The following is a 25,335-nucleotide window of genomic DNA, read 5'->3' on the forward strand; positions in this document are numbered from 1 at the left end:
TTTCTGTGCCCGCTGCGGTGGGGCTCTGGTCTCGCGGCCGCCGACGGCGTGTCCGTCCTGCGGCTATCAGCTCTATGTGAACGCGCGGCCGACCGCGAGCCTGGTCGTTCTTGACGATCTTGGTCGATTTCTGGCGTTGCGGCGGGCGATCGAGCCGATGGCCGGGCTGTGGGAGACGCCGGGCGGGTTCTGCGACGGCTTCGAACACCCGCGGGACGCCGCGCTGCGCGAGGGCCGCGAGGAACTCGGCGTCGAGGTGCAGATCAGGGACTTCATCGGCATGTACGTCGGCGCGTACGAGTTCCAGGACGAGCTGCTGCCGGTGCTGGACTGCTTCTTCTTCGCGACCGTCGACCCGGCGGCGATCCGGCTCGACCCGGCCGAGTCGACGGAGCTGACCTGGTTCGACCTGGCCGATCCGCCGAAGATGGCGTTCTCGACAATGGACGAAGCCCTGGTCGACGCGGCCCGCCTCCGCGAATCGTTGCCGTCGGGGAAATAAACCTGCCATCCGGGGGATAGATCCGGTTTGGCGCTCCACCGCCTCGGGAACTTACGGGCTGTCACACACCCCCCGAGGAGGAGGAAGGGCCATGACCGCAGGTGGAATCATCACCGCACTGATTATCGGTCTGATCATTGGTGCCCTGGGCCGGCTGGTCGTGCCCGGCCGCCAGAACATCCCGATCTGGCTGACGCTGGTCATCGGTGTCGTCGCCGCGCTGCTCGGTTCCGCCATCGCGCGTGCCGGCGGCTTCGCGGACACCGGCGGCTTCGTCGACTGGCGGGAGCTGCTGCTGCAGATCGTCCTCGCCGCCGTCGGCGTGCTGCTGACCGTCAGCATGTACGGACGCCGCCGGGGCCGAGTCAGCCGGTACTGACGCACGGTAACGACGTAGCACCGGAAACGGCCGCCCCTCGGGGCGGCCGTTTCCTATGTGTGATGTGGAGGCCTGTCGTAAAAGAAATTTACGTACTACTCTGCCGCGAAGAAGGTTACCTACAAACCCCGAGCCCCCATCGCGGAAGGGAATGCGTCGTGAAGACGAGGCGGAGACCGTTCCAGGTTGTCACGGTGATCCTCACGGCAGCGATGCTCGCCACTGCGTGCGGCAGCAGCGATGACGATAGCGGCAACGAGCAGGCACCGGACCCGGCCAAGCTCACCGTCTGGATGATGGGTGAGGGCGGGGACGCGCAGAACTCCTTCCTCGACGATGTCGAGGCCGAGTTCAAGCAGAAGCACCCCAACACCGACGTGGTCGTGCAGTACATCCCGTGGCTCGAGGCGCCCAAGAAGTTCCAGGCGGCGCTGGCCGGCGGCGAAGGCCCCGACGTCACCGAGCTGGGCAACACCGAGACCCAGGGCTGGGCGCAGCAGGAGGCGCTGGCCGACCTGACCGAGCGGCTGGGCGGCTGGGCGCCGGGCAAGGACATCCTGCCCGACCTGGTGAAGAACGCGCAGCTCGACAGCAAGCAGTACGGCATTCCGTGGTACGCCGGCGTGCGCGCGATCTACTACCGCACCGACTGGTTCCAGGAGGCGGGCGTGCAGCCGCCGAAGAACTGGGACGAGCTCGTAGCCGCGGCCAAGGCCGTGCAGGCGAAGAAGCCCGGCACCTACGGGATCGCCCTGCCGGGCAACTCGGAGCTGCCGTTCTACTCGTTCCTCTGGGGCGCGGGCGGCGAGATCGCCACCGAGCAGGGCGGCACCTGGAAGTCCGGCCTCACCTCGGCGGAGTCGCGCCAGGCGGTCAAGTTCTGGACCGACCTGGTGACGGTGCACAAGGTGGCACCGCCGGCCTCGGCGGCGTGGAACGAGATCGACGCGCGCACGCAGTTCGCGACCGGCAAGGCGGCGATGGCGTTCGCCGGCAGCTGGCAGCAGGCCGCGATGCTGAAGGCCGACCCCAAGCTCGACCAGGTCTGGGGCACGTTCCCGATCCCCGGTCCGACCGGTGGTGAGGCGCCCGCGTTCGCCGGCGGCTCCGACATCGCGATCTGGGAGGACAGCAAGGCCAAGGACGTGGCCTGGGACTACATGACGGTGCTGCTCGACAAGCAGAACAACAAGAAGTGGGCCGACAGCCTGAAGTTCTTCCCGGTCTACTCGGACCTGGTCGCCAGCGGCTACAACGACGACAAGATCATGGCGGCGTTCGCGGCGAGCATGAAGAGCACCAAGCTCACCCCGATGACGCCGAAGTGGGTCGAGGTCAGCCGCACCAAGACGGTGACGCAGGCGATGAACAGCTCGGTCATGAAGGGCCAGAAGACGGTCGACCAGGCGACGACCGACGCGGCCGCCGAGATCGAGAGCATCCTCAACGCCAAGTGACGACGTCTCCTACCCGGCCGGCCCCCGCTTACCGTCGGGGGCCGGGCCGGCTTCCGTACCTCCTGCTGCTCCCCTGCCTGGTGGTCATCGCGGCGCTGCTGCTGTGGCCGCTCGGGCAGGTGGCGGTGATGTCGCTGTACGACCTCGACAGCGTGCGTCAGGTGCGCGGGCAGCGGCCGTGGCCGTTCGCCGGGCTGGCGAACTACCGGGAGATCCTGTCGGACCCGTTCTTCCACACGGTGCTGCGTAATACGGTGCTGTTCGCGCTGGCCAACGTGTTTTTGACGATGGTGCTGGGCACGTTGGTCGGGCTGCTGCTGCACCGCCTCGGGCGGCGGATGGCGGCGTTCGTGGGCGGTTGTGTGCTGCTGGCGTGGGCGACGCCGGCGCTGACCGGCACGATCACCTGGAAGTGGATCTTCGATGACACGAACGGGTTGGTGACGTGGCTGTTCAACGCGCTGCCCTCCGGGTTGTCTTCCTCGTTGTTCGGCCGTTCTGAGTGGACCGGGTATGGCTGGTTCAACTCGCCGTTGTCGTTCTTCTCGATCCTGACTCTGGTGGTCGTGTGGCACTCGTTCCCGTTCATCGCGGTGTCGGTGCTCGCGGGCCTGAAGAGCCTGCCGGGTGAGCTGCTGGAGGCGGCGCGGGTCGACGGAGCGGGCCCGTGGCGCTCGTTCTGGTCGGTGACGTTCCCGCTGCTGCGCCCGGTGTTCGGGATCCTGGTCGTGCTGTCGACGATCTGGGACTTCAAGGTCTTCACCCAGCAGTACGTACTGGCCGGCGGCACACAGGACCGGCCGACGTTCATGCTGTCGATCTACTCGTACGCGACGGCCTTCTCGCCGCCACCGAAATACGGCCTGGGCGCGACGATCGCGGTCGTACTCACGGTGATCCTGTTGGTCGTGACCGGCGTGTACGTGCGGTCCCTGCTGAAGCAGGAGGAGCTGTGAGACGACGACACGCGCTGAACGTTGTCGGCCTGCTGGTGGCGCTGTTCGCGGTGTTCCCGGTCGTCTGGATGGTGTCGACGTCGTTGAAGTCGACGCCGGAGATCTTCTCAGGTGGCCCTTTGCCGTTCCCTCGGTCGCCGACGCTGGAGCACTATCGGACGATCCTGACCGGGGACCTGATTCCCGGGGTGACGTTCGTCGATTTCTTCCGCAACAGCGTCCTGGTCGCGTTAGCCACGGTGTTGATCAGTGGCCTGATCGCGCTGCTGGCGGCGACGGCGGTGGCGCGCTTCCGCTTCCGCCTGCGCACCAGCTTCCTGGTGATGCTGCTGGTAGTGCAGATGATCCCGCTGGAGGCGCTGGTCATCCCGCTGTTCCTGATGATCCAACGGCTTGGCTTGTACGACACTCTGGCGAGCCTGGTCTTGACGTATGTGGGCTTCTCGTTGCCGTTCGCGGTGTGGATGCTCCGCGGCTTCGTGGCTGCGGTGCCGGTGGAACTGGAGGAAGCGGCGGCGATCGACGGGGCAAGCCGGGCGCAGATCTTCCGGCGGATTCTGCTGCCGTTGGTCGCGCCGGGTCTGGCGGCGACGAGCATCTTCTCGTTCATCGTGGCGTGGAATGAATTGATCTTCGCGTTGACGTTCTTGAACGATCAGTCGCGTTACACGCTTCCGGTGGCCATGACCTTCTTCTTCGGCCGGGACGACACCGCTTGGGGTCCGGTAATGGCGGCGTCGACAATCCTGACGATCCCGGTGCTGGTCTTTTTCCTGGTCGTGCAGCGCCGAATGGTTGGTGGGCTGGCGGCGGGCGCACTGAAGGGGTGAGTGGGTCGCCCGCTGATCTGACTCGCCGCCCGCGATGCGGCGGGTCGTGCCAGCAGTCGGTCGAGCCAACGGTCCGATCAGCCTTGACGTCTCGCTTGCCGGCGCGCGCTCCTTGGCCGGACGGCCGTGCATCGCGGCGGTCGCCGGCAGGGCGACGAGGTGGCGGTGGCACCGCTACGCCCGCGAAGCAGGCCACGTTTGCTGCGCCCGGGGACCAGGCGGCGGCGCATCGCGGTGGTCGCCGACACAAGCGACGCCGTAGCGGTGGTGCCGCACACCCGCGCAGCAGGCCGCGTTTGCCGCGACCGCCCAGGCGGCCAGCCGGCCCCGCATCGCGCCGGTCCCCGACACGGCGACCCCGTAGCGGTGGCGCCGCACACCCGCGCAGCAGGTGGCGGTGCTCTCTATCTGGACGAGATCACACCCGACCGGCGAGCGGCTTCCCAACCCGCGTGCCGCAACGAGTTGGTGGACGTGGCCGGCGGCCGCGTTGCGGTTTGTTGACCACCGGCACTGGTCGGTAGGACTGCGCCGCAATGAGCGCTTCGGTCTGCCAGAGTGGGGGCGGTCACCGACCACGGCAACAAAACCTTGTGGTCCCATCCGACCAACATCGACCATCACCGAGCCGACGAGTGCGAAGACGAGCCGCCCAACGTCGCGCACAGTGTTCGGTGGGCCTGCTCTGTCGTCTAGGGGCCTGCCGATAGCACAGGCGGTCTACCGCCGGGCGACCGTCGCTCGGTGGCGTGAGCGCTCCTGGCGGCTATTCGTAGCGGCGTGTCGCGGAGTGACGGGCGCGTTGAGCCGGGGTGTCGAACACATCGCTGGCCCGCGCGGTCGGCGTTCGTGCTGTCCGGCCCTGGTTGAGGTCGGCCGGTGGTGAGTTGACGACCGCCGCCGGGTTGCCTTGTCGGGCCACTGGAATGGCTCCACGATGGACGCCAGTGGTGTCGTCGCCGTCCTCGTCCAGGTCGATCTGAGAGTCGGGTCCCGGCGCCGCCGTCGGGCTGCTGGCCTCGGGCGGCGCGGAGCGGTAGACGCGGCCGATCTTGTCAGAACCCGCTCCACCCGGGACGGTCGCCCGCCCGACCGTCCGGAACGGCCGCAGTGGCCGGCGAACGAAGCCGCCACCGCCGCGGCTCTCGGCGGCCCGCACCGCCGCACCGGCGACCACGTCATTGACCTTGACCATCGCCGCGATGCAGATCGGCAACAGGACGACGCCCCAAAATGGAATCAACTCGGCGAGCGCCAGGATGACCGCGAACGCGGTGGCACCCTCCAGAAAGACGAAACAGACCGTCGAACTCGGATTGATGTGCTTGAGCCGCAGAGCGCGGGCATAGAACGGACGCCCACTCACATCACCAACGGATGCGAACTGTGCCGCGAGCCGTCGCGCCGTCATCGGCCACCACCCCGCCTGCCAACTGCCGCGATCCTACGCCGGTCGACGAGAAAGGAAATGCGCTTCGATGGGGCCGTTCGCGCCAAATTTGGCGACGATGCGAATGTCGCTGGCAAACCCTCAGCTCGCAATGGGTTGAACTGAATCGCAAGACGCCGCGCCGCTGTCGCCGGCCGGCGCACCGCGACCGGCAAACCCCTATCTCGCGGCAGATGCGACCGGACCGCAAGACGCCGCGCCGCCGTCGCCGCCGGCCACACCACAGCCCGTGGCGAACCGTCAGCCCGCAACGGACGCACCCGAATCGGGAAACGCCACACCGCCGTCGCCGTCGGTCGCGCCGACGCCTGATGCAAACCGTCAGCTCGCGACGGAGGCGCTTGGGTCGGGAGATGCCGCCGCGTTGTTGTCGGCTGGCCCGCCGCGACCGACGGCAGACCGATGGCTTGCAGCGGGCGCGACTGGATCGCTAGATGTCGCGGCGCCTGCGGTCGCGCCGCAGTCGCCGGCGTTCCGCCAACTCGCAGTGGGTGCCGCTGAATCGCATGGTGTCGGGTCGGTGTCATCGGCTGCCGCCGGTGCGTCGGTTGCCCGACGGCGAACCCCTGCCGGCTGCCGCAGCGCGTGCGGCGGCCCGGCCGTCCATCGGTCGGCCGGCGTCCGAGGCGCCTCCGCCCGATCGGCGAGGGGAGCCGCCCGGTGCGTCGGCGCCTGGGCCGCTGCGACCGGCGTCCCCGGCGCGGGCGGCCGCGACGGCGAAGACGGCGCGTTCCAGCGCGTACCCCCGGTCGTCAGCGCCGCCCTTGACCTCGGCATTGCAGTCGGCGGCGGCGCGCATCGCGACGACGAGGCCCTCCGGGGTCCAACCGCGCGCCTGGCGCTGCGCGCGCTCGATCTTCCAGGCGGGCATGCCGAGCGTGCTCGCCATCTGGTAGGCGTTGCCGCGCCCCGCCGACGCGACCCGCGCCACAGTGCGCACGCCGTCGGCGATCGCGTCGGCGATCGGGACCGGGTCGACGCCGACGTGCAGCGCCCAGCGCAATGCCTCCAGCGCGCCGGGCACGTCGCCGACCATCGCGGCGTCGGCCACCGTGAAGCCGCTGACCTCCGCCCGGCCGCGGTAGTAGCGGGCCACCGTCGCGGCGTCGATGCGGCCCTCGACGTCGGCGAGAAGCTGCGAGCAGGCGGCCGCCAGCTCGCGCAGGTCGTTGCCCACGGCGGCGAGCAAGGCCTCTGCGGCCTCCTCGGAACCGCGGGTGCTCCCCCGCCGTAGCTCCTCCCGCACGAACGCCACCCGGTCGCGGTGCGACTTGAGCTTCGCGGCGGTCACCACGTCGGCGCCGGCCTGCCGAAGCCCCTCGGCCAACGCCTTCGCCCGGCCGCCGCCTGTGTGCGTGACGACCAGCGTCACGTCGGGATCCGGGTGCTTCGCGTAGTCGAGCAGCGCAGCCACCAGGTCCTTGCGGGCGTCCTGGCCGCCGCGCACGACCACCAGGCGGCGACCGCCGAACAGCGACGGACTGACCATCTCGGCGAGCTCGCCGGCGGCGAGCGCGCTGGCGTCGTACTGCCGCACATCGGTGGACGCGTCCGCCTCCTTCGCGGCCTCGGCGGCCCTGTCCACGGCGCGCGTCACCAGCAGCTCCTCGTCGCCGAGCACGAGTTGAATTGAGGGAAGGCCGCCGGTCACCGGGCCATACTCGCACGCGCTCCTGACCGACCGAACGTCCTCACCCATATGAGTTGTCGATCACTCATCAACCGCGAATCCCGACAAATTGGTGTCCGTCACGTGGTGTGCGGTGATGCGCCGATCATCCCGTACACGGGATTAGCCTCGACCGCCTTGGCTGCCGGATGAGACCACCGCTAGACCACCTCCTCTCCGCACGACCGCCAGGTCACCGCCCAGGTCCGTACGCAGAACTCGCGCTCCGTCGCGGGCCAGCCGGGCGATCAGCGCCGGGTTCGGATGGCCGTAGTCGTTATCGACACCGACCGACACCAGGGCCACCGCCGGGTCGACGGCGTCGAGGAACGCCGGTTCTTGGTACGCGCTCCCGTGGTGCGCCACTTTGAGCACCTGCGCCCGCAGCGCCGCCGCGCCGTAGTGGTCGATGGTCGCCCGCTGCTCCTCCTCTTCGGCGTCGCCGGGAAGCATGACGCCCACCCCGCCGACGGTCGCCCGGAGAACGAGGGAGTTGTTGTTCGGATCGGATCGTGTTCCGGACATCTCCACCGGCGGCCCCAGCACGACAAGGTCGACCGGCCCTACCGCCGATCGCCATCCCGCTTCGACGGGCGCGAGCACCGCACCCGCCTCCCCTGCCGCGCCGGCGACCAGGTCACGACCGCTGACCGGTTCCGCGTGCCGCGGCGTCGCGACGGCCTCGATCCGGCGGCCGCGGCCGATCCCGTCGACACCGCCCACATGGTCGGCGTGGAAGTGGCTCACGACGAACAAGCGCACGGTGCGCACGCCGAGGCGGTCGAGGCAGCCGTCGGCCGCGGCCGGATCGGGCCCCGCGTCGACCACGATGGCGGCCGCGTTGCCGGCCGGAAGCACCGTCATGTCGCCCTGACCGACATCGCACGCCACGATCAGCCAGCCGGCCGGCGGCCACGTGCTGGTGAGCACCCGTACCGGTAAGGCACCCACCACCGCCGCCACCGCCACGACGGCGATCAGCTGGCGTGCCAACCGGCGTCGCACGGCGACCAACACGAACACGGTAAGCAGACCCATCAGGAGCCCGCCGCCGACGCCGCCCGGCCACGGCACGCTGCCCATCGGCGTCGCGGCGCCCTGGCGGGCGATCAGCACCAGCCACTGCGCCGGCCAGTGCGCCACCCAGGCCAAGAACCCCGCTCCCGCGGGCCACACGGCCGAAACGATGGTCGCGAAGACACCGAGGACGGTCGCGGGCGCGACAGCCGGTGCGGCCAGCAGGTTGGCCGGTATCGACACGAGGCTGACTGCGCCGGACAGACCGGCGACGACCGGGCCGCACGTCACCTGAGCGGCCGCCGGGATCGCGAGCGCTTCCGCCAGACCGGGCGGCACGCGTCTGCGGCGCAGCCAGTCGCGCATCTTCGGCGCGAGCAGCAGCAGGCCTCCCGTCGCCAGCACCGAGAGCGCGAAGCCGGCGTCGCCGGCCAGGTCCGGGTCGACCACCACGAGCACGACGATCGCCGCGGCCAACGCTGGCACCGCGGCACGCGACCGTCCGCTGGCCAGAGCCAACAACCCGATCGCGCCCATGGTGGCCGCACGCACGACGCTCGGCGACGGACGCACGAGGATGACGAACCCGACCAGAGCCAGTCCACACAGGATGGCGGCAGTCCAGCGGCCGGCCCGGCACCAGCGGGCCAGGAGCAGGACGAAGCCAATCACAATTGCGACATTTGCTCCCGAAACGGCAGTAAGATGCGTGAGGCCAGTGGTTTTGAAGTCGTCGGCCACCGCCGGGTCGAGGCGGCTCGTGTCGCCGAGCACGAGGCCGGGCAGGAGACCGCCTGGCTCGGGCGGCAACGTGGCGCACGCGCGCTGGAGGCCGGCGCGCAAGAATCCGGCGGCCCGTTGCACCCATGACGGTCGCCCGACAAGCTCCGGTGCGGCCGAGGAGGAGATGACCGCGGCGGTCAGGTCGCCGCCGCGCGGGCGGGCGAGCCTGCCTTCCACGCGTACGCGCTGGCCAGGAAGCGGCGCACCCCACGCCTGGTGTGTGGCGAGAACCAGGATTCGGGCTCGCACGCCGATCCGCTGCTCGTCCGTGCCGACGGGCCGCAGCCACCTCAGGTCGCCGGCCACGACGTACATCGGTCTGGTCCCACCGCCGACCAGCCGCGGGTCGTCGCGCACGACGACCTCTGCCACCACAGAGGTTCGCCGGTCGGTGAAACCCGCGATCGCTGACGCGTCCCGCACCGCCACTCGCGCCGCGGTCGCCCCGGCACCGCAGACGATGCCGAGCAGGACCGCGACGGCGACCCGGCGCCCCACCATGCCCTGCGCAAGGCCACGCAACCGCCGCATGAGCCGCGGGGCCAGGCTCACGCCTCTAAAGCTCGGCCTGGCAGACGGGCGTGATGTGCCGCCCAGGGGTGGCCATGAGGTCAGGAGCGCCCGGTCCCTTCCAGCGAGTTGTGCCCGGTCGCTCCTCGGCTCAGCGCGGCGCCAAGCCCCGGTGCGGATGGCGCCGTTCGACAGGAGCAGCGGGATGGTGACCGCGGCTGCCACTGCTGCCGCCAATGCGCTGACTCGGGCGCTCAGGTACAGCGCCGCCAAGGCGCTCAGCCAGGTGCCGACGGCCATGCCGGCCAGGCGGAGGTCCGGTGGCGGTCGCTCGTGCCCGGCAGGCGTCTCGGGCGCCCCCGGCGCGTCGGTGGTCATACCGTCACCAGGTCTTTGAGCTCCTCGAAGCGGCTGGCGCCGATGCCGTCGACGTTGCGGAGGTCACCGACGGATTTAAAGCCGCCCTTGGCCGTGCGGTGGTCGAGGATCCGTTGGGCCAGGACCGGGCCGACGCCGGGCAAGGAGTCGAGCTCGGCCAGGGTGGCGGTGTTGAGGTTGACCTTGCCTCCCCCGGCCGCCGGGTCCGCGCCAGCCGCATCGGGGGCTGGCGCGCCGGGCGGTGGCGTGACGCCGACCAGCACCATTTCCCCGTCGGCGAGGTGGCGCGCGAGGTTGATGGTGGTCAGGTCCGTGCCGGGCAGGGTTCCGCCGGCCGCATCCACCGCGTCGGCCACCCTGGCACCGGCTGGTAGGCGTACCAGACCTGGTTTCCTAACCTTTCCCGCGACCGACACCATGATCTCGGCGGGACCGGTGGTCGCCTGGGCCGGGACGTCGGCCGCGGGCGGGGGCGACACGGCGGCGACCGGTTCGACCTTCGGCCGAGCTCGGTAGGCGAAGAACGCCGCGACCAGCACCACCACGGCGGCCACCGCCGCGAGGGCCTTGATGCCACGACGACCGGGGTCGAACGGGCCGGCGCCGCCGAGTAGGCGTCGCCGCTCGGTGACTGGCTCCGGGCCGAAGCCCTCCGGGGGCAGTGGCTCGGGTGGCTGCGCCGGCTCGGCCGGCAGGAATGTGGTCGCGAACGTCGCCGGGTGGTCCAGCTCCTCGAATGGCGACCGCAGCGGACGGGTCAGCGCCGTGTAGGGGTCGCCCGGGTTCGGCTCGGCGCTCAGCCGCGCCAGGCGTTGGCGTACGAGGGTCTCGTCATCGGACACGCCGGCGACGCTAGGCCTGACGGGTCACTCGGCGTGTGCCACCTGTCGCGGCCTGTGGATAACTTTCGCCTGTGGATAACTCAAACGATCTTGACCAGTCGCGCTGACACTGGGTCCTCGAATGCGACGGCGACGAAGGGGGCAGCCAGATGATTTCCAGATTGGACAACCTCGGCCGGTCGACGGGGACAGACCACTACGGACGACGATGTACGACGACCGATGCCAGACCGGGACCGACGTGGGCGGCGACGGCGGCACCGATCTCGGTCACGTAGCAGTCGCGGAGGCGGTCTCCGAGGCGTTCCGTGAGGGTCGATGCCAGGTGGTCGGCGCGTTCGGCGCCGTCGAGGTGGTGCACGGCCACGTCGACGGCCGTGTCGTCGGCTGCCTCCACCGCCAGGTCGACCAGTCGAGCGAGGCCGCGGCTAGCGGTGCGTACCTTGTCGCGGACGACGATGGCGCCGTCGACGACGTTGAGGATCGGCTTCACCGACAGGGCCGTGCCGAGCAGGGCCGATGCCGCGTTGATACGCCCCCCGCGGCGGAGGAACTCCAAGGTGTCGACGTAGAAGAGCGTCGAGGTGCGCTCCGCTGCCTCGACGGCGGCGCGGCTGACGGAGTCGGCATCCCCGCCCTTGGCCGCCGCGGCGCTCGCGGCCAAGGCGGGAAAGCCGAGGCCCATGCCGGTGGACTTCGCGTCGACGACCGTGACCGCCGGGCCGACCTCCGCGGCGGCCAACCTGGCGGCCTCGACCGTGCCGGAGAGGTGGGCTGACAGATGCACCGAGACCACGGCGGAGGCGCCGTGGTCGAGCAGCCGCTGGTACACGGCAGCGAACGCGGCCGGTGACGGACGGGAGGTGGTGACCGAGAAACGGCGGCCGCCGAGGGCGCGCGCCACCTGTGCGGGCGTGACGTCGACGCCCTCCGAGCCTTCGACGCCATTGATCACGACGGTCAACGGCACCACCGTCAGCGCCGCCGGCGCGGAGGGGGGCAGGTAGGCGGTGGAGTCGGTGACGACCGCTACGGACATGCCGGCACGTTAGCCGAGATCAGCCACCGCCGCGGACGATGCCAGGAAGAAGGTCGCTCATGAGCCGATGACGAATGCGACAAAGCTCAACCACCCAGGACGGCCCGGACCACGCAAACCGAGCCACCAACGGCGTCCTTCGCCCAACCGCCGCCCGCGAAGCACGGCCACAACGCGCGGGCCGCAGGCCGCCGCGAGCACGAAGGCCAGAGCGCTGGCGCGGTTCAAGGTGCGAGCCCCGACGCGCGGCCCGACACACGAGGCGCGAGGCTCGACGCGGCGCGAGCACCGACGCGAGGCTCGACGCACAGCGCCAGCCCGACGCGAGGCGCGGCGCGCGCCGAGGGGCCCGAGGCTCGACGCCGCGCGAGGCCCGGCGCGGGGCGCGAGGCCCTGCGCGGCGCGAGGCCCGGCGCGGGGCGCGAGGCCCGGCGCGGGGCGCGAGGCCCGGCGCGGGGCGCGAGGCCCGGCGCGGCGCGAGGCCCGGCGCGGCGCGAGGCCCGGCGCGGCGCGGCGCGTGGGGCGCGACCCGATACGCAAGCGTATCGAGGCTCGATGCGGCGTGAGGCCCGACGCCAGGGGCGGCGCGAGGCCCGACGCGAGGCGCAGCGCGCAGCGCGAGCCCGACGGGAGGCGCGGCACACAGCGCGAGCCCGACGCGCAGCGCGGGGCGCGCGGGCGGTCAGGGTTGGGTGAGGACGCCTACGTTGTGGGCCGTCAATTGCCAGCCCGTGCCGCCCACCCGGCGCGAGCGGTCGCGGAGCTCGGTCCAGTGGCAGTTGTAGAGCGACCCCAACGTCCGCGTCGCCTCGTTGGGCCAGCCCAACAGCGCGCCGCAACCCTGCCGGGCCGCGCCGCCGTGGGTGGTCACCACCACCGTGCCGCCCGGTGCCAGGGCTGCCGCGTCCTGCAGGGCGTCGAGCATGCGCTTGGCGAGGTCGTCCAGGCTCTCGAGGCCGCAGCCGGGCGACGGGTCACCGGCGCGCCAGCGGGCGTACTCGGTCGGGTGGCGGGTTTCGATGTCCTTGAGCAGCTCGCCCTGCCACTCGCCGAAATGGCGTTCGCGCAGGCGTGGGTCCGGCGTCACCGTCAAGCCCGTGAGGGACGCGAGCGCCGACGCTGTGTCGTGGGCGCGCGACAGGTCGCTGCTGACCAGTGCGTCAGGATGGAGAGTCGCGAGCACGGCGGCGGCTTCGGCTGCCTGGTCGCGGCCCCGGGCGTTCAGGGGTGCGTCCGTCTGGCCCTGGACACGGCCCCCCGCGTTGTAGTCGGTGTTGCCGTGCCGCCAGACCAGCAGCCTGGTCATTCGGCCGGGCTCGCCTCACTGCCGGAAGCCGAGGCGGCAGACGCGGGGGCGGGAGCCGCCGGCACCAGGTCGCGGTCGACGAACGGGATCGTCGGGCAGTCCTTCCACAGCCGGTCCAGCGCGTAGAACTCGCGCTCCTCCGTGTGTTGGACGTGCACCACCAGGTCGACGTAGTCGAGCAGCACCCACCGGCCCGCCCGCTCGCCTTCGCGGCGCACCGGCTTGGCCTTCTCCGGCAGGTTGATCAGGCGCTCCTCGATCGCGTCGACGATGGCGGTGACCTGCCGCTCGTTGGGCGCGGACGCGATCAGGAAGGCATCTGTGATCACCAACTGGTCGGCGACGTCGATGATGACGATGTCTTGCGCCTTCTTGTCGGCTGCGGCCTGCGCGGCGGCGAGCGCCAGCTCGCGCGTGCGGTCGGAAGCGGTCACCGTGCTCCTCTGGTTGACGGCATTACCCTCCAAGCCTCTCACATGCCGCGACACAACCGCTGACCAGCGGACGCGAGTTCACGCACGGTACAGGTGACGTTTCGCGATGTACTGGACGACGCCGTCGGGCACGAGATACCAGACCGGCTTGCCGGCGGCGACCCGGGTGCGGCAGTCCGTCGAGGAGATGGCCATCGCCGGGACCTGGATCATCGAGACCGCGTCCGCCGGCAGGTGTTCGTCGCTCAGGTGGAAACCCGGGCGGGTGACCGCGACGAAATGCGCCAATTCGAACATCTGGTCGGTGTCTTTCCACGACAGGATCCGCGCCAGCGCGTCCGCCCCGGTGATGAAGAACAGCTGCGTCTTGGGGCCGTACATGGCACGGATGTCACGCAGGGTGTCGACGGTGTAGGTGGGGCCCTCGCGGTCGATGTCGACCCGGCTCACGTGGAACCGCGGGTTCGACGCCGTCGCGATCACCGTCATCAGGTAGCGGTCCTCCGCCGGGGAGACCTCGCGAGCGTCCTTCTGCCACGGCTGCCCCGTCGGCACGAACACGACCTCGTCGAGCGCGTAGTTGTCCGCGACCTCGCTCGCCGCGACGAGGTGGCCGTGGTGGATCGGGTCGAACGTGCCGCCCATGATCCCCACCCGGCGCACGCCGAGATCGTCGTCACCGCTCATCACCGGATCGTAAGCCTGTCACCTCGCCCGGGCAGCCAGTGCGAGACGAAGGTCATCATCGTTGTCGATCACAACCCGGCGCAGGACGGGCGGCAGGTCGCCCGACGCGAGCATCGAAGCCGCCAGCTCCCGGGTGCGCGGCGCGACGTGGTAGCGGGGAAACGCCAGGTCAGCGAGGCGTTCCGCGGCAAACGGGGTGCGCCGCCGCGCCGCAGCCGGCATCTCCAGGAAGAAGCGCTCGACGTACGGGGCCGTCAGCTCGATCTGCTCCGGCTGGAACAGCGCCCGCCCCTTCGCCTCAAGGAGCCGGTTGGACAGCGAGTCATCGTTGATCACCGCCGCCCACGCGGCCGCCTTGGCCGCCGGGTCGGGCCGCGCCGCGTCGGCCCGGGCAGCCCACTCGGCACCCGCCGCGCTGCGGTCCGCCGCCAACTCGGCCGCGATCCGGTCGCCGTCGATCGCCCCGAGCACGGCCAGCCGGTGCACGACCCGCCACCGCAGCTCCTCGTCGACCTCGATGCCGACCGGCACGCCCTCGCCGGACAGCCAGCCGAGCAGCCGCGCCGTGTCGACGCTGGCATCGACCAGCGCCCGCATCGCGGCCAACCGGTGGGAGGCACCGGCGGGCGCTTCGACCAAGCGATCGCAGACCAAGGCCACCTGCGCCAGCGCGGCCAACCGGGCAGCCGGCTCGAGATAACGGTCGATCAGCCCGCGGGCCTGGACCAGCGCATCCGCGACGACGATCACCTCGGTCTCCGCCGGCAGGGCGGCGACCAGCAGGGAGACCAGGTCCGCGACGGGGCGCTCCGCGTCGCGTACCGCATCGATCATGGAAGTCCAGACCACGGCCCGGCTCAGCGGGTCGCGCAACGTCGGCAGCACGGTGGGCACGGCCGCGGCGGAGGTCGCGTCGAGCCGGACCTTGGCGAAGGTCAGGTCGCCGTCGTTGAGCAGCAGCAGGTCGGCCGCCGGCTCGTCGCGCAGCGCGGGCACCTCGGTCCGCGCGCCGTCGACGTCGACCTCGACCCGCCGCCGCAACACCGCTTCACCGGAAGCGCCGCGGTCGTAAAGGCCGAAGGCGACCCGGTGCGGCCGCAGCACCGAGCCCGACTGGAGCACCGCGACCCCGTCAGCGCTGTCGACCCGCAGCGTGTTGACGCCGGCCTCGCGCAGCCACAGCGCCGCCCACGCCGACAGGTCGCGCCCGCTCGCCGCGGACAGCGCGCCCAGCAGGTCGGCGAGCGTCGCGTTGCCGAACGCGTGCGCCTGGAAATGCGCCCGGATGCCGGCCAGGAACGCCTCGTCGCCCACCCACGCCACGAGCTGACGCAGGGCGGAGGCCCCCTTCGCGTACGAGATGCCATCGAAGTTGACCAGCGCGTCAGCGGAGTCCGGCACGCTCGTCGGCGCGACGGGATGGGTGGACGGCCGCTGGTCGGTCTCGTAGCCCCAAGCCTTGCGCCGCATGCCGAACGTGGTCCACGCGTTGCGGAAGCGGGTCGCCTCGGCCGTCACCCGCGTGCCCATGAACTCCGCGAACGACTCGTTGAGCCACAGGTCGTCCCACCACCGCATGGTGACCAGGTCGCCGAACCACATGTGGGCCATCTCGTGTGCGATCGTCGTGGCGCGCAACTCGCGCTCGGAGTCGGTGACCGCCGACCGGTAGACGTAGTCGTCGCGGATCACCACGAGGCCCGGATTTTCCATCGCGCCCGCGTTGAACTCGGGCACGAACGCCTGATCGTATTTGCCGAACGGGTAGCGGAAGCCGAACAGCTCGTGGAACTTGTCGAGGCACTGCCGGGTGATCTCGAAGATCTCGTCGGCGTCCTTGTCGAGGTGCTCCGCCACCGAGGCCTTGCAGTAGATGGCCATCGGGATGCCGTCGTGAGTGGACTCGACCACGTGGTAGGGCCCGGCGATCACCGTGACGAAGTAGGTCGCCAGCGGCTTGGTCGCCGCGAACTCCCAGGTGGTCGTCGCGCCCGCGGGCACCGCCGAGGCGACCGCGGCGTTGGCGGCGACCCGCCACCCGGTCGGCGCGGTGACCCGCATGTGCACGGGCGCCTTCAGGTCGGGCTGGTCGAAGCAGGCGAAGATGCGCTGCGCCTCGTCGAGGAAGGACGTCGCGTGCAGGTAGACGCCGCCGTCGGCCGGGTCGACGAACCGGTGCAGTCCCTCGGACGTGTTGGAGTAGGCCATGTCGGCCTCGACCGTGAGCACGTTGTCGGCGCGCAGGCCGGCGAGCGTCAGCCGGTTGCCGTCGAGGGCGGCGGGGTCGAGCGCGGCGCCGTTGAGCGCGACCGCGTGGAGGCGGACCGGCTTGAGCTCGACGAACGTGGCGGAGCCGGGGCTGGCAGCGCGGAACCGGACGGTCGTGGTCGACCGGAAGTGGTCGTCCGTCGTGACGTCGAGATCGATCGTGTAGGACTCGACGGTGATCGCGGCGGCCCGGTCGACCGCCTCCTGTTGGGTCAGGCTGCGCATCCGCCTATCGTGCACGAACTCGTTCGGGCACGGCGACCCGAGGCCGATGCGGTATAGCCTGACTGTCCGCCCCCGCGGCCAGGACATCCGAGGAGCAGCGCGATGGCACACCATCCCAAGGGAGACTTCGACCTGACGCGGGCCGAATGGCAACGGGTCGGCGACGCGGCGACGGAGCAGGGCGCGGTCGAGGTCGCGTTCGTCGACGACCTGATCGGCCTGCGCAACTCCGCCGAACCGCAGGGCCCGGTGCTGGTCTTCACGCAGGCCGAGTGGGACGCGTTCGTGGCCGGCGCCCGCGACGGCGAGTTCGACCTGGCCTGAGCCGGTCATGCCGCGGCCAGCAGATCGCGGATGAGCTGCATGTGCCGGATCCGTGGCACCAGCGCGCGCAACTGCAACGCCAGGTTGGTGGCCGCCAGGATCGGCTCGTCGTCGGGCAGGTCGTAGCCCATCCGCTCGCGCAGCCAGGGTGACACCTGCGCCCAGCTGTAGTAGCTGGTGTCGCGGTCGGGCTCGAGCGGTGCCGGGAAACCGCCCGGCCCGCGCCGGCCGACCGCCCACAGTCGGACGATCTCGCGCGACCGGCCGATCCGCGCGGCGATCTCGGCCAGGGTCAGCCAGTCGCGGTCGGCCACGCGTACGACATGCAGATCGGTCCTGGTCTCGACCTGGTCGATCGCGGTCGCGATGCCGTCGGCCAGCGCGGACGCCGGACGGTCGAACCCCAGCCGGTGCGTGCCGTCGACGCCGGTCGACAGCCGCGGCGGCGCGGGCAGACCGGCCAGCCGGCGACGCTCGATGAGACCGGGTGCCCGGTCGACGACCAGTAGGAAGTGTTGGACCCGCATCGCCGCCTCCCCCGCCGGGCGCCCCGCGCACCCGCTCGCGACTTGAGTTTGGCCGCCGGCCGGCTCCCCGGGAGGGGCCAGCGGAGGGGGCCATCGACGGCGCGCGCGACGCACACCGACTGCTAGAGTCAGCCGGATGCGGACGCTGAGTTTCCTCGGCTGGTGGTCGCCCTAAGGGCGGCCCCGCATCCGCGTGCCCACGTCAACGGCCGCCCGACTCCGGGTGGCCGTTTTCGCGACCCCCGGCTCGCGCGGCTCCTCTCGTCCCACGGAGGCAGCCATGACCACCACCGTCGCGACCCGCCGCCTGACCGGCCTCAAACCCACCGGCGAACTGCATCTGGGCAACCTGCTCGGCGCGATCGCGCCGATGGTCCGCGACCAGTACACGACCGACTCGATCGTCTTCCTCGCCGACCTGCGCGCGCTGACCATGGCGCACGAGCCCCGCACGCTGCGCGAGACCACGCTGCGCCAGGCGACCGTGCTGCTGGCCGCCGGGCTCGATCCCGACCGGACGCTGTTCTACGTGCAGTCCCAGGTGCCCGATCACGCCGAACTGCACTACCTGCTGGAATGCACGACGTGGTACGGCGAGGCGATGCAGGCGGCCGACATCCTGCTCCACGACGCGACGCACGTGCCGGTCGGCGACGACCAGCGGCAGCACGTCGCGCTCACGCGGGAGGTCGCGAAGCGGTTCAACCGGCGCTACGGGCCCACGTTCGTCGTGCCCGAGGCGGTCGTCCCGCCGGTCGCCGCACGGGTGATGGACCTGGCCAACCCCACGGTCAAGATGGGCAAGACGACCTCGTCGGCATCCGGCGCGATCGGCCTGCTCGACCCGCCCGCGCTGGTCATCCGCAAGATAGAGCGCGCGGTCACGGACTCCGACGGCAGCATCGGGTACGACCGCGCGTTGCGACCCGGCGTCAGCAACCTGTTGGAGATCCTCGCGGCGTGCGTCGGCGGGTCGCCGGTCGCGGTCGGTGCGGAGCTTCGGGGGTACGCCGAGCTCAGGCGCGCCACGGCCGAGGCGGTGCTCGGGCTGCTCAGGCCGTTGCAGGCGGCCTACGGGACGCTGGCGCGGGACCCCGGTTACGTGCGCCGGTTGCTGGCTGAGGGTGCTGAGCAGGCGCGGGCGCGTACCGCCGAAACGGTCTTCCGTGCGAAGCGCGCGATCGGGGTGCTCACCTGACCCTGACTTTTGTCGGAGCCGCGTGCTAGACCTACCAGGCACGCTCACGTTCGAGGGGGTCCATCATGACCACACCGACCGTCGCACCCACGCAGGAGCGCCCCGCGGGCAACCCGTGGCTCGTCCTGGTGACGCTCTGCCTGGGCTTCTTCATGATCCTTCTCGACACGACGATCGTGAACATCGCGATCCCCGACATGAGCACGAGCCTCGACGCGTCCCTCGACCAGATCCTCTGGATCATCAACGCGTACGTGCTGGTCTACGCGGTCCTGCTGATCACCGCCGGCCGGCTCGGTGACATCTTCGGCCCCAAGCGCCTGTTCGTGATCGGCCTGGTGGTCTTCACGGCGGCGTCGGCCGCGTGCGGCCTGGCCGGTTCGCCCGAGCAGCTGATCGTGTTCCGGGTCGTGCAGGGCGTGGGCGGCGCGTTGCTGACACCGCAGACGCTGGCCACGATCACCGTGATCTTCCCGCCCGACAAGCGCGGCGTCGCGTTCGGCGTGTGGGGCTCGGTGGCCGGTGTCGCCACGATCGCGGGCCCGACGCTGGGCGGCTACCTGGTCACCGACTTCGGCTGGGAGTGGATCTTCTTCGTCAACGTGCCGGTCGGCGTGCTGACCGTCGTCCTGGCCCTGGTCGCGATGCCGGACCTGCGGCTCAACCGCCGGCACCGGCTCGACTGGACCGGCACGGCGCTCGCCACGATCGGCCTGTTCCTGCTGGTCTACGGCCTGATCGAGGGCGAGTCGCACGACTGGGGCGAGGTGTGGGGCCCGATCACGATCGTCGAGGTGATCGGCGCGGGCGTGCTCGTGCTGGCGGTCTTCATGGTGCATCAGTACGTGACGCGGTCGGGTGAGCCGCTGGTGCCGTTCACGATCTTCAAGGACCGCAACTTCGCGGTGATGAGCTGGATCAGCGCGGCGATCGCGTTCGGCATGCTCGGGCTGTTCCTGCCGCTGGTCATCTACCTGCAGTCGGTGCTCGGGCTGACGGCGCTGCAGGCCGGCCTCGCGGTCGCGCCGCTGTCGCTGGTGTCCATGGTGATCGCGCCGTTCGCCGGGCGGCTCGCTGACCGCGCGGCCGGCAAGTGGGTGCTGACGTTCGGGCTGGTCCTGTGGTGCGCGGGCATGGCGACGGTGGTGGCGCTGGCGGACGTCGGCACCGGGCAGTGGGGGCTGCTGCCCGGCCTGCTGATCGCGGGCGCCGGCCTCGGGTGCGTGTTCGCTCCACTGCAGACGATCGCGATGCGCGACGTGCCGCCGCGGCAGGCGGGCGCCGCATCGGGTCTGATCAACACGACCCGGCAGCTGGGCGGGGTGATCGGCTCGGCCGCGGTGGGTGCGCTGCTGCAGGCGCAGCTCGCCACCAAGCTGACCGCGGCCGCCCGCGCCAACGCGGCCGACCTGCCGCCGGACGTGCGGCAGCCGTTCGTCGACGCGGTGGCCGGTGCGACGGGCGGCAGCCTGCACATCGGGGCCGGGCAGTCGGGTGCGGCGCTGCCGGCCGGGGTGCCGGAGCAGTACCGGCAGGCGCTGACCGACATCGCCGCCCGCACGTTCCACGAGGGCTTCACCAACGCGATGAAGACGACGCTGCTGCTGCCGCTGATCGTGCTGGCCGTCGCCGCGGTGAGCTGCCTGCTCGTCCGCTCGCGACGGGCCGATCCGACGCCGCCGGCCGACCGACTAGCCGAGGCACCGGCGGAGGTCTGACAGCGGCCGGAGACTCGTGCGGATCAAAGCGACCGACGAGACCGGCTCAGGCCCGCGCCGGTGCCTTGAGCGCCTTCTCGAAGCAGCGGCTGAACGGGTTGCTCACGTACTCGCCGTAGGTCGGGATCGGGCGGTACCCGGCGTTGCGGTAGAGGCCGAGCGCGGCCGGCAGGTAGCTGCCGGTCTCCAGCCGGGCGACCGTGAAGCCGTCGGTGGCGGCGCGTTCCTCGAGCACCGCGAGCATGGTCCGGCCCAGGCCGTCGCCGCGCCGTTCGGGGCGCACGTACATCCGCTTGATCTCGACGGCCCGGTCGTCGATCGCCTGCAGCGCGCCGCAGGCGACGACCTCGTCGTCGACCACGACCACGAGATAACGGATGTCGTCGTGCAACGGGAAGGAGCCGTCGATCGCGTCGCTGGCCCGCTCCGCGGCCCGCAGCTCCTGCTGCTGGGCGGTGACCAGCGCGACCAGGTCCGGTTCGTCGCCCCGCCGGGATTCGACCTTCACCGGCCGACCCTAGCGACGTGCGATTTCCGGGCTGTTACGACGCGTCGTCATCGAAGTCGGTGCCGTACTCGGGCAGGTCCGGCGTCGGCTGGCGGCGGGCCTTGCGGGCCGCGAGCCGCTCGGACGCCCGGGTGCGGGTCGGGCGCTCGGTGATCCGCGGGTCGGTGCCGCGCAGGCCGGCGGTCGGGTCGATGCCCGCGCCCAGGGTCGGCTCCCAGTCGAACTCGCGGTCGCCGATCCGGACCAGGCTGCCCTGCACGGCGCCGGCCTTGGCCAACTGGTCCTCGACACCGAGCCGGTTGAGCCGGTCCGCGAGGTAGCCGACCGCCTCGTCGTTGTCGAAGTTGGTCTGCCGGACCCAGCGCTCGGGCTGCGGGCCGCGCACCACGAAGGCGCCGTCCGGGTCCTCGTGCACCGTGAAGCCGGCGTCGTCGACCGCGCGCGGGCGCAGGATGATCCGGGTCGGCTCGCCCTCGGGCGCCGCGGCCCGCTTCTCGGCGACCAGTTCGGCGATGCCGTACGTCAGCTCGCGCAGGCCCTCCCGGGTGGCGGCGCTGACCTCGAAGACGCGATAGCCGCGCTCCTCGAGGTCCGGCCGGACGATCTCCGCGAGGTCGCGCCCGTCCGGCACGTCGATCTTGTTGATCGCGACGAGCCGGGGCCGGTCCTCGAGACCGCCGTACGCGCTCAGCTCAGCCTCGATCGCGTCGATGTCGGCGACGGGGTCGCGCCCGGGCTCCAACGTGGCCGCGTCGACCACGTGCACCAGCACCGCGGTCCGCTCGATGTGCCGGAGGAACTCCAGCCCGAGCCCCTTGCCGTCGGCGGCGCCGGGGATCAGACCCGGCACGTCGGCGATCGTGAAGGTGTGGTCGTCGACCCGCACGACGCCCAGGTTCGGCACGAGGGTTGTGAACGGGTAGTCGGCGATCTTGGGCTTGGCCGCCGAGAGCACGGAGATCAGCGACGACTTGCCGGCCGACGGGAAGCCGACCAGCCCGACGTCCGCGACGCTCTTCAGCTCGAGCACCACGTCGAGCCGCTCCCCCGGCTCGCCCAGCTCGGCGAACCCGGGCGCCTTGCGGCGCGAGTTGGCCAGCGAGGCGTTGCCCCGGCCGCCGCGGCCGCCCCGGGCCACCTCGACGGTGGTGCCGGCGCCGACCAGGTCGGCCAGCACCTCGCCGTCGCTGGTGAGCACGACGGTGCCGTCGGGCACGCGCAGCACGAGGTCGTCGCCGGTGGCGCCGTCCCGGTTGGAGCCGGCACCGCCGGCGCCGTTGGACGCCTTCACGTGCGGCCGGAAGTGGAAGTCGAGCAGCGTGTGCACCTGCGGGTCGACGGTGAACGAGACGCTGCCGCCGTGCCCGCCGTTGCCGCCGTCGGGCCCGCCGAGCGGCTTGAACTTCTCACGATGGATCGACACGCAGCCGTGCCCACCGTCGCCGGCCCGCAGGTGCAGGACGACCCGGTCAACGAACGTAGCCACGGTTCCTCATTTCCATCGAACTCACTGCTCGGGCCACCGATCAGTTTCCATTGTGACCGCGATGTCGGCCCGCAACGAACGGCGCGGTCGTGACCTTGGTCAGCCCGCGCCGGCAAACGCGAAGCGGGCCGGGACACCTGGTCCACGGCCCGCTTCGGCTAAACGCTGGTGTGGGGAAGCCCCCGCCTCAGTGCTCGCTCGGCACGATGCTGACGGTCTTGCGGCCCCGCTTGGTGCCGAACTGGACCGCGCCCGCGGCCAGCGCGAACAGCGTGTCGTCGCCGCCGCGGCCGACCAGGTCGCCCGGGTGGAACTTGGTGCCGCGCTGGCGGATCAGGATCTCGCCGGCGCTGACCACCTGGCCACCGAAACGCTTGACGCCCAGGCGCTGAGCCGCGGAGTCGCGACCGTTGCGCGAGCTGGACGCACCCTTTTTGTGAGCCATCGCCTAAACGCCTACTTCCCGCTGGAGATGCCGGTGACCTTGACCTGGGTCAGCTTCTGGCGGTGACCCTGGCGCTTGTGGTAGCCGGTCTTGTTCTTGAACTTGTGGATCCGGATCTTGGGTCCCTTGGTGTGCGCGGCGATCTCGCCGGACACCGAGACCTTGGCAAGCTGCGCCGCGTCGGTCACCAGGTCGTCACCGTCAACGAGGAGCACCGCGGCGAGCTTGACCGCGTCACCGGGCTCGCCGATGAGCTTCTCGACCTCGATCACGTCACCCTCGGCGACCTTGTACTGCTTGCCGCCGGTCTTGACGATCGCGTACATGGGACGCGGACTCCTGTCGTAGCGTGGCGGTGGTCTTTCGGCGTTCGCCGCGGCGCCTGCGTGCGAGAAGCACGATCGGCGGGCACACGTGAACGCGGCGCACGGGGGTGCGCCACAGGCAAGCGTACGGCATGCCCGCCCCGCTCCCCAAACTGGGGATCCTCGGCCGGGGCGACCCACCGCAGGCCACGCGGCTCCCACCGACCCCAACCGGACAGGAGCTTGAACGACCCAACGGGGCAAACCACCCCGGGAGTCAGGCCGCACCCACCGGCTCGGGGCGCGCCTCGGCGATCCGGAGGGCCTCGACCAGCTTCCGATAGAGCGAGTCGGCCGCCAGCAACTCGGCGTGCGTCCCGCGGGCCCGGATGCGCCCCTCCTCCAGCACGATGATCGTGTCGGCGTCGAGCACCGTCGACAGTCGGTGGGCGATCGTGACGACGGCACCGGCGGCGGCCCGTTCGCGGATGCACTCGTGCAGGGCGGCCTCGGTCAGCCCGTCCACCTGGGCGGTGGCCTCGTCGAGCAGCAGCACGTCCGGTGTGCGCAGGATCGCCCGGGCCAGCGCGATCCGCTGCCGTTGCCCGCCGCTGACCTCGTTCTCGGTCAACGACGTGTCGAGCCCCTCGGCCAGCGAGTCGATCTTGTCGTCCAGCCGTACCGCCCGCAGCACCGCCATCACCTCCGCCTCCGTGGCGTCAGGGTGGGTGAACAGCAGGTTGTCGCGAATGGTGCCGGGCACGACAGGGGTCTCCTGCTCGACGTACGCCAGGCGCGCCCGCACCTCGTCGTGCGTGTAGGACCGGTAAGGCCGCCCGTCGAGCAGCACCTCGCCGCTCTCCGGCTCGAGGAACCGCAGGATCAGCGAGAACAGGGTGGTCTTGCCCGCACCCGACGGCCCGACGATCGCGGTGTGCCCCCGGCTCGGCACGGCGAGGTCGATGCCACGTACCGCCGGCTCGGTGCCTGGCGCATATCGGGCGGTCACGGACCGGAACTCGAGGATCGGCACCTCGCCGGAGCCCGCCGCGACCCGCGCCACCCCGGCGTCGATCGGCGACCCCGGCTCGACCTCCATCGCGTCGACCTGCCGGATCCGCGCGGCCGCCGCCATCCCCGCCTGCAGGTTCGTGACGTTCTGGGTGAGCTCGGTGACCGGACCCATGAGCTGGAACGCGTACAACAGGAATGCGATCAGACTCGACACCTCCAGCAGCCCGCGGTCCGCGCGCCAGGCACCGATGCCGAGGATCACGATGATCGCGAGTTGGATGCCGGTCCACGAGATCGTCCAGACCGTGGCCGTGCGCCGCGCGGCGCGGATCGCGTGCGCCGCGGAGTCACGCGCGTCCGCCACGATCCGTTCGGTCTGGCGTTCCTCGGCCCGGCTGGCCTTGACCGTGCGAATCGCGCGCAGCGCGCCTTCGAGCGCGCCGCCGAGCCGGCCGACCGACTCCTGCGCCGCCTCCTGCGCCTTGGCGATCGCCGGCATCAGCGCGGTCATGACGGCGCCGACCACCAGCACCGAGGCGAGGGTCAGGCCCAGCAGCACACGGTCCAGCACGCCCATCAGGATCAGCGTCGCCACCAGCGCGAGCGAGCTGTTGAGCAGCCCGACGATGCTGGCGGAGGCGTTGTGCAGCAGCCCGGCGTCGGAGGTGACCCGGGTGACCAACTCGCCGCTGGGCCGCCCGGTGATCTCGCGCACGCGAGCGACGAAGTAGCGCCGGATCATCGACACCCGGGCGTCCAACACCACCTTCTCCGAGACGGTGCCCATGATCACCCACTGCCACATCGAGATCGCGGCGCCGACCACCACGAGCCCGAGCAACACGCCGACGGGCCGCCAGAGCGACGTGTCGGACTGCCCCAACGTGTCGATCACCCACTTGGTGACCATCGGAGTGGCAAGCCCGACGGCGCTGCCCAGCAGCCCCAGCAGAAAACCGGCGACCAACACCCGCCGGTGCGGTGTGACGAACGAGACGAGAGTGCGGAGCCGTTGAAAACGAGGAGGCGGCACAGTCATGCGCTCTAGTGGAACAAAGCTGTTCCACAAGAGTCAAGC

22 protein-coding genes and 1 pseudogene are annotated in these 25,335 nt (G+C 71.2%); 8 read left to right on the top strand and 15 right to left on the bottom strand.

Annotated features, from left to right (window positions below):
* Positions 1–76 precede the first annotated feature (76 nt).
* The 5 genes from Air01nite_RS10480 (at position 77) to Air01nite_RS10500 (ending at position 4,124) form a co-directional block, all read left to right on the top strand.
* The gene (locus Air01nite_RS10480) at positions 77–502 is read left to right on the top strand and encodes an NUDIX hydrolase (protein WP_203701799.1); all 426 of its coding nucleotides are present in this window, start codon (positions 77–79) and stop codon (positions 500–502) included.
* 91 nt (positions 503–593) lie between these two features.
* Positions 594–881, top strand: coding sequence for a GlsB/YeaQ/YmgE family stress response membrane protein (locus Air01nite_RS10485; protein ID WP_203701800.1), 288 nt, complete (start codon positions 594–596; stop codon positions 879–881).
* A 194-nt stretch (positions 882–1,075) separates the two neighbouring features.
* Positions 1,076–2,338 (top strand): sugar ABC transporter substrate-binding protein, encoded by a 1,263-nt coding sequence (locus Air01nite_RS10490; RefSeq protein WP_239090636.1) that lies wholly within the window; start codon positions 1,076–1,078, stop codon positions 2,336–2,338.
* Positions 2,335–3,294 carry a carbohydrate ABC transporter permease gene (locus tag Air01nite_RS10495; protein WP_203701802.1) on the top strand — a complete coding sequence of 320 codons (960 nt, stop codon included), beginning with the start codon at positions 2,335–2,337 and terminating at the stop codon, positions 3,292–3,294. The genes Air01nite_RS10490 and Air01nite_RS10495 overlap by 4 nt, the downstream gene beginning before the upstream one ends.
* Positions 3,291–4,124, top strand: coding sequence for a carbohydrate ABC transporter permease (locus Air01nite_RS10500; protein WP_203701803.1), 834 nt, complete (start codon positions 3,291–3,293; stop codon positions 4,122–4,124). Before Air01nite_RS10495 ends, Air01nite_RS10500 begins: the two co-directional genes overlap by 4 nt.
* A 766-nt stretch (positions 4,125–4,890) precedes the next feature.
* Here Air01nite_RS10500 and Air01nite_RS10505 read toward each other — a convergent pair.
* The 9 genes and pseudogenes from Air01nite_RS10505 to pepN form a co-directional block, all read right to left on the bottom strand.
* Complete coding sequence (locus tag Air01nite_RS10505) at positions 4,891–5,490, bottom strand: hypothetical protein (RefSeq protein WP_203701804.1); 600 nt, start codon at positions 5,488–5,490, stop codon at positions 4,891–4,893.
* A gap of 772 nt (positions 5,491–6,262) precedes the next feature.
* Positions 6,263–7,273 (bottom strand): annotated as a pseudogene (holA, locus tag Air01nite_RS10510) (DNA polymerase III subunit delta); the annotation flags it as partial.
* Positions 7,274–7,366: 93 nt separating this feature from the next.
* The gene (locus Air01nite_RS10515; protein ID WP_239090637.1) at positions 7,367–9,931 is read right to left on the bottom strand and encodes a ComEC/Rec2 family competence protein; all 2,565 of its coding nucleotides are present in this window, start codon (positions 9,929–9,931) and stop codon (positions 7,367–7,369) included.
* Entirely contained in the window at positions 9,928–10,773 is an 846-nt protein-coding gene (locus Air01nite_RS10520) for a ComEA family DNA-binding protein (RefSeq protein WP_203701806.1), read from the bottom strand. The genes Air01nite_RS10515 and Air01nite_RS10520 overlap by 4 nt, the downstream gene beginning before the upstream one ends.
* A 196-nt stretch (positions 10,774–10,969) precedes the next feature.
* Positions 10,970–11,812 carry a DegV family protein gene (locus Air01nite_RS10525; protein WP_203701807.1) on the bottom strand — a complete coding sequence of 281 codons (843 nt, stop codon included), beginning with the start codon at positions 11,810–11,812 and terminating at the stop codon, positions 10,970–10,972.
* Between the two features lie 682 nt (positions 11,813–12,494).
* A complete protein-coding gene (locus Air01nite_RS10530; protein WP_203701808.1) occupies positions 12,495–13,118 on the bottom strand; it encodes a histidine phosphatase family protein in 624 nt (207 codons plus the stop codon).
* On the bottom strand, positions 13,115–13,552 hold the full coding sequence (gene rsfS, locus Air01nite_RS10535; protein WP_203701809.1) for a ribosome silencing factor: 438 nt from the start codon (positions 13,550–13,552) through the stop codon (positions 13,115–13,117). Before rsfS ends, Air01nite_RS10530 begins: the two co-directional genes overlap by 4 nt.
* 78 nt (positions 13,553–13,630) lie before the next feature.
* Positions 13,631–14,239, bottom strand: coding sequence for a nicotinate-nucleotide adenylyltransferase (gene nadD / locus Air01nite_RS10540; RefSeq protein ID WP_275408192.1), 609 nt, complete (start codon positions 14,237–14,239; stop codon positions 13,631–13,633).
* A gap of 18 nt (positions 14,240–14,257) precedes the next feature.
* Complete coding sequence (gene pepN, locus Air01nite_RS10545; RefSeq protein WP_203701810.1) at positions 14,258–16,732, bottom strand: aminopeptidase N; 2,475 nt, start codon at positions 16,730–16,732, stop codon at positions 14,258–14,260.
* A gap of 102 nt (positions 16,733–16,834) precedes the next feature.
* On the opposite strand from pepN, the gene Air01nite_RS10550 reads away from it, so the two are divergent.
* On the top strand, positions 16,835–17,056 hold the full coding sequence (locus Air01nite_RS10550; protein ID WP_203701811.1) for a DUF397 domain-containing protein: 222 nt from the start codon (positions 16,835–16,837) through the stop codon (positions 17,054–17,056).
* 5 nt (positions 17,057–17,061) lie between these two features.
* Here Air01nite_RS10550 and Air01nite_RS10555 read toward each other — a convergent pair whose 3' ends face one another.
* Entirely contained in the window at positions 17,062–17,583 is a 522-nt protein-coding gene (locus Air01nite_RS10555) for a hypothetical protein (protein WP_203701812.1), read from the bottom strand.
* Positions 17,584–17,863: 280 nt separating this feature from the next.
* Here Air01nite_RS10555 and Air01nite_RS10560 point away from each other — a divergent pair, with 280 nt between their 5' ends.
* Together Air01nite_RS10560 and Air01nite_RS10565 are read left to right on the top strand one after the other, a co-directional pair.
* On the top strand, positions 17,864–18,781 hold the full coding sequence (locus tag Air01nite_RS10560) for a tryptophan--tRNA ligase (protein ID WP_203701813.1): 918 nt from the start codon (positions 17,864–17,866) through the stop codon (positions 18,779–18,781).
* A gap of 65 nt (positions 18,782–18,846) precedes the next feature.
* Positions 18,847–20,499, top strand: coding sequence for a DHA2 family efflux MFS transporter permease subunit (locus Air01nite_RS10565; RefSeq protein ID WP_203701814.1), 1,653 nt, complete (start codon positions 18,847–18,849; stop codon positions 20,497–20,499).
* Between the two features lie 46 nt (positions 20,500–20,545).
* On the opposite strand, the gene Air01nite_RS10570 is transcribed toward Air01nite_RS10565, so the two are convergent.
* The 5 genes from Air01nite_RS10570 to Air01nite_RS10590 form a co-directional block, all read right to left on the bottom strand.
* Positions 20,546–21,007, bottom strand: coding sequence for a GNAT family N-acetyltransferase (locus tag Air01nite_RS10570; RefSeq protein ID WP_203701815.1), 462 nt, complete (start codon positions 21,005–21,007; stop codon positions 20,546–20,548).
* Positions 21,008–21,041: 34 nt separating this feature from the next.
* On the bottom strand, positions 21,042–22,493 hold the full coding sequence (obgE, locus tag Air01nite_RS10575) for a GTPase ObgE (RefSeq protein WP_203701816.1): 1,452 nt from the start codon (positions 22,491–22,493) through the stop codon (positions 21,042–21,044).
* A gap of 187 nt (positions 22,494–22,680) precedes the next feature.
* Positions 22,681–22,938 (bottom strand): 50S ribosomal protein L27, encoded by a 258-nt coding sequence (gene rpmA, locus Air01nite_RS10580; protein WP_203701817.1) that lies wholly within the window; start codon positions 22,936–22,938, stop codon positions 22,681–22,683.
* Positions 22,939–22,949: 11 nt separating this feature from the next.
* Entirely contained in the window at positions 22,950–23,264 is a 315-nt protein-coding gene (gene rplU / locus Air01nite_RS10585; protein ID WP_203701818.1) for a 50S ribosomal protein L21, read from the bottom strand.
* A gap of 256 nt (positions 23,265–23,520) precedes the next feature.
* A complete protein-coding gene (locus Air01nite_RS10590) occupies positions 23,521–25,296 on the bottom strand; it encodes an ABC transporter ATP-binding protein (RefSeq protein WP_203701819.1) in 1,776 nt (591 codons plus the stop codon).
* Between the last annotated feature and the right edge of the window lie 39 nt (positions 25,297–25,335).

The sequence above is a fragment of the Asanoa iriomotensis genome (assembly GCF_016862515.1).
GTDB lineage: Bacteria > Actinomycetota > Actinomycetes > Mycobacteriales > Micromonosporaceae > Asanoa > Asanoa iriomotensis.

What these genes read in the sequence shown, in the direction of transcription:
- Air01nite_RS10485 (WP_203701800.1), top strand. Translation starts at nt 594, where the DNA reads ATGACCGCAGGTGGAATCATCACCGCACTGATTATCGGTCTGATCATT.
- Air01nite_RS10515 (WP_239090637.1), bottom strand. Translation starts at nt 9,931, where the DNA reads ATGACCACCGACGCGCCGGGGGCGCCCGAGACGCCTGCCGGGCACGAG.
- Air01nite_RS10525 (WP_203701807.1), bottom strand. Translation starts at nt 11,812, where the DNA reads ATGTCCGTAGCGGTCGTCACCGACTCCACCGCCTACCTGCCCCCCTCC.
- Air01nite_RS10530 (WP_203701808.1), bottom strand. Translation starts at nt 13,118, where the DNA reads ATGACCAGGCTGCTGGTCTGGCGGCACGGCAACACCGACTACAACGCG.
- nadD (WP_275408192.1), bottom strand. Translation starts at nt 14,239, where the DNA reads ATGAGCGGTGACGACGATCTCGGCGTGCGCCGGGTGGGGATCATGGGC.
- pepN (WP_203701810.1), bottom strand. Translation starts at nt 16,732, where the DNA reads ATGCGCAGCCTGACCCAACAGGAGGCGGTCGACCGGGCCGCCGCGATC.
- Air01nite_RS10550 (WP_203701811.1), top strand. Translation starts at nt 16,835, where the DNA reads ATGGCACACCATCCCAAGGGAGACTTCGACCTGACGCGGGCCGAATGG.
- Air01nite_RS10555 (WP_203701812.1), bottom strand. Translation starts at nt 17,583, where the DNA reads ATGCGGGTCCAACACTTCCTACTGGTCGTCGACCGGGCACCCGGTCTC.
- Air01nite_RS10560 (WP_203701813.1), top strand. Translation starts at nt 17,864, where the DNA reads ATGACCACCACCGTCGCGACCCGCCGCCTGACCGGCCTCAAACCCACC.
- Air01nite_RS10565 (WP_203701814.1), top strand. Translation starts at nt 18,847, where the DNA reads ATGACCACACCGACCGTCGCACCCACGCAGGAGCGCCCCGCGGGCAAC.
- rpmA (WP_203701817.1), bottom strand. Translation starts at nt 22,938, where the DNA reads ATGGCTCACAAAAAGGGTGCGTCCAGCTCGCGCAACGGTCGCGACTCC.
- rplU (WP_203701818.1), bottom strand. Translation starts at nt 23,264, where the DNA reads ATGTACGCGATCGTCAAGACCGGCGGCAAGCAGTACAAGGTCGCCGAG.
- Air01nite_RS10590 (WP_203701819.1), bottom strand. Translation starts at nt 25,296, where the DNA reads ATGACTGTGCCGCCTCCTCGTTTTCAACGGCTCCGCACTCTCGTCTCG.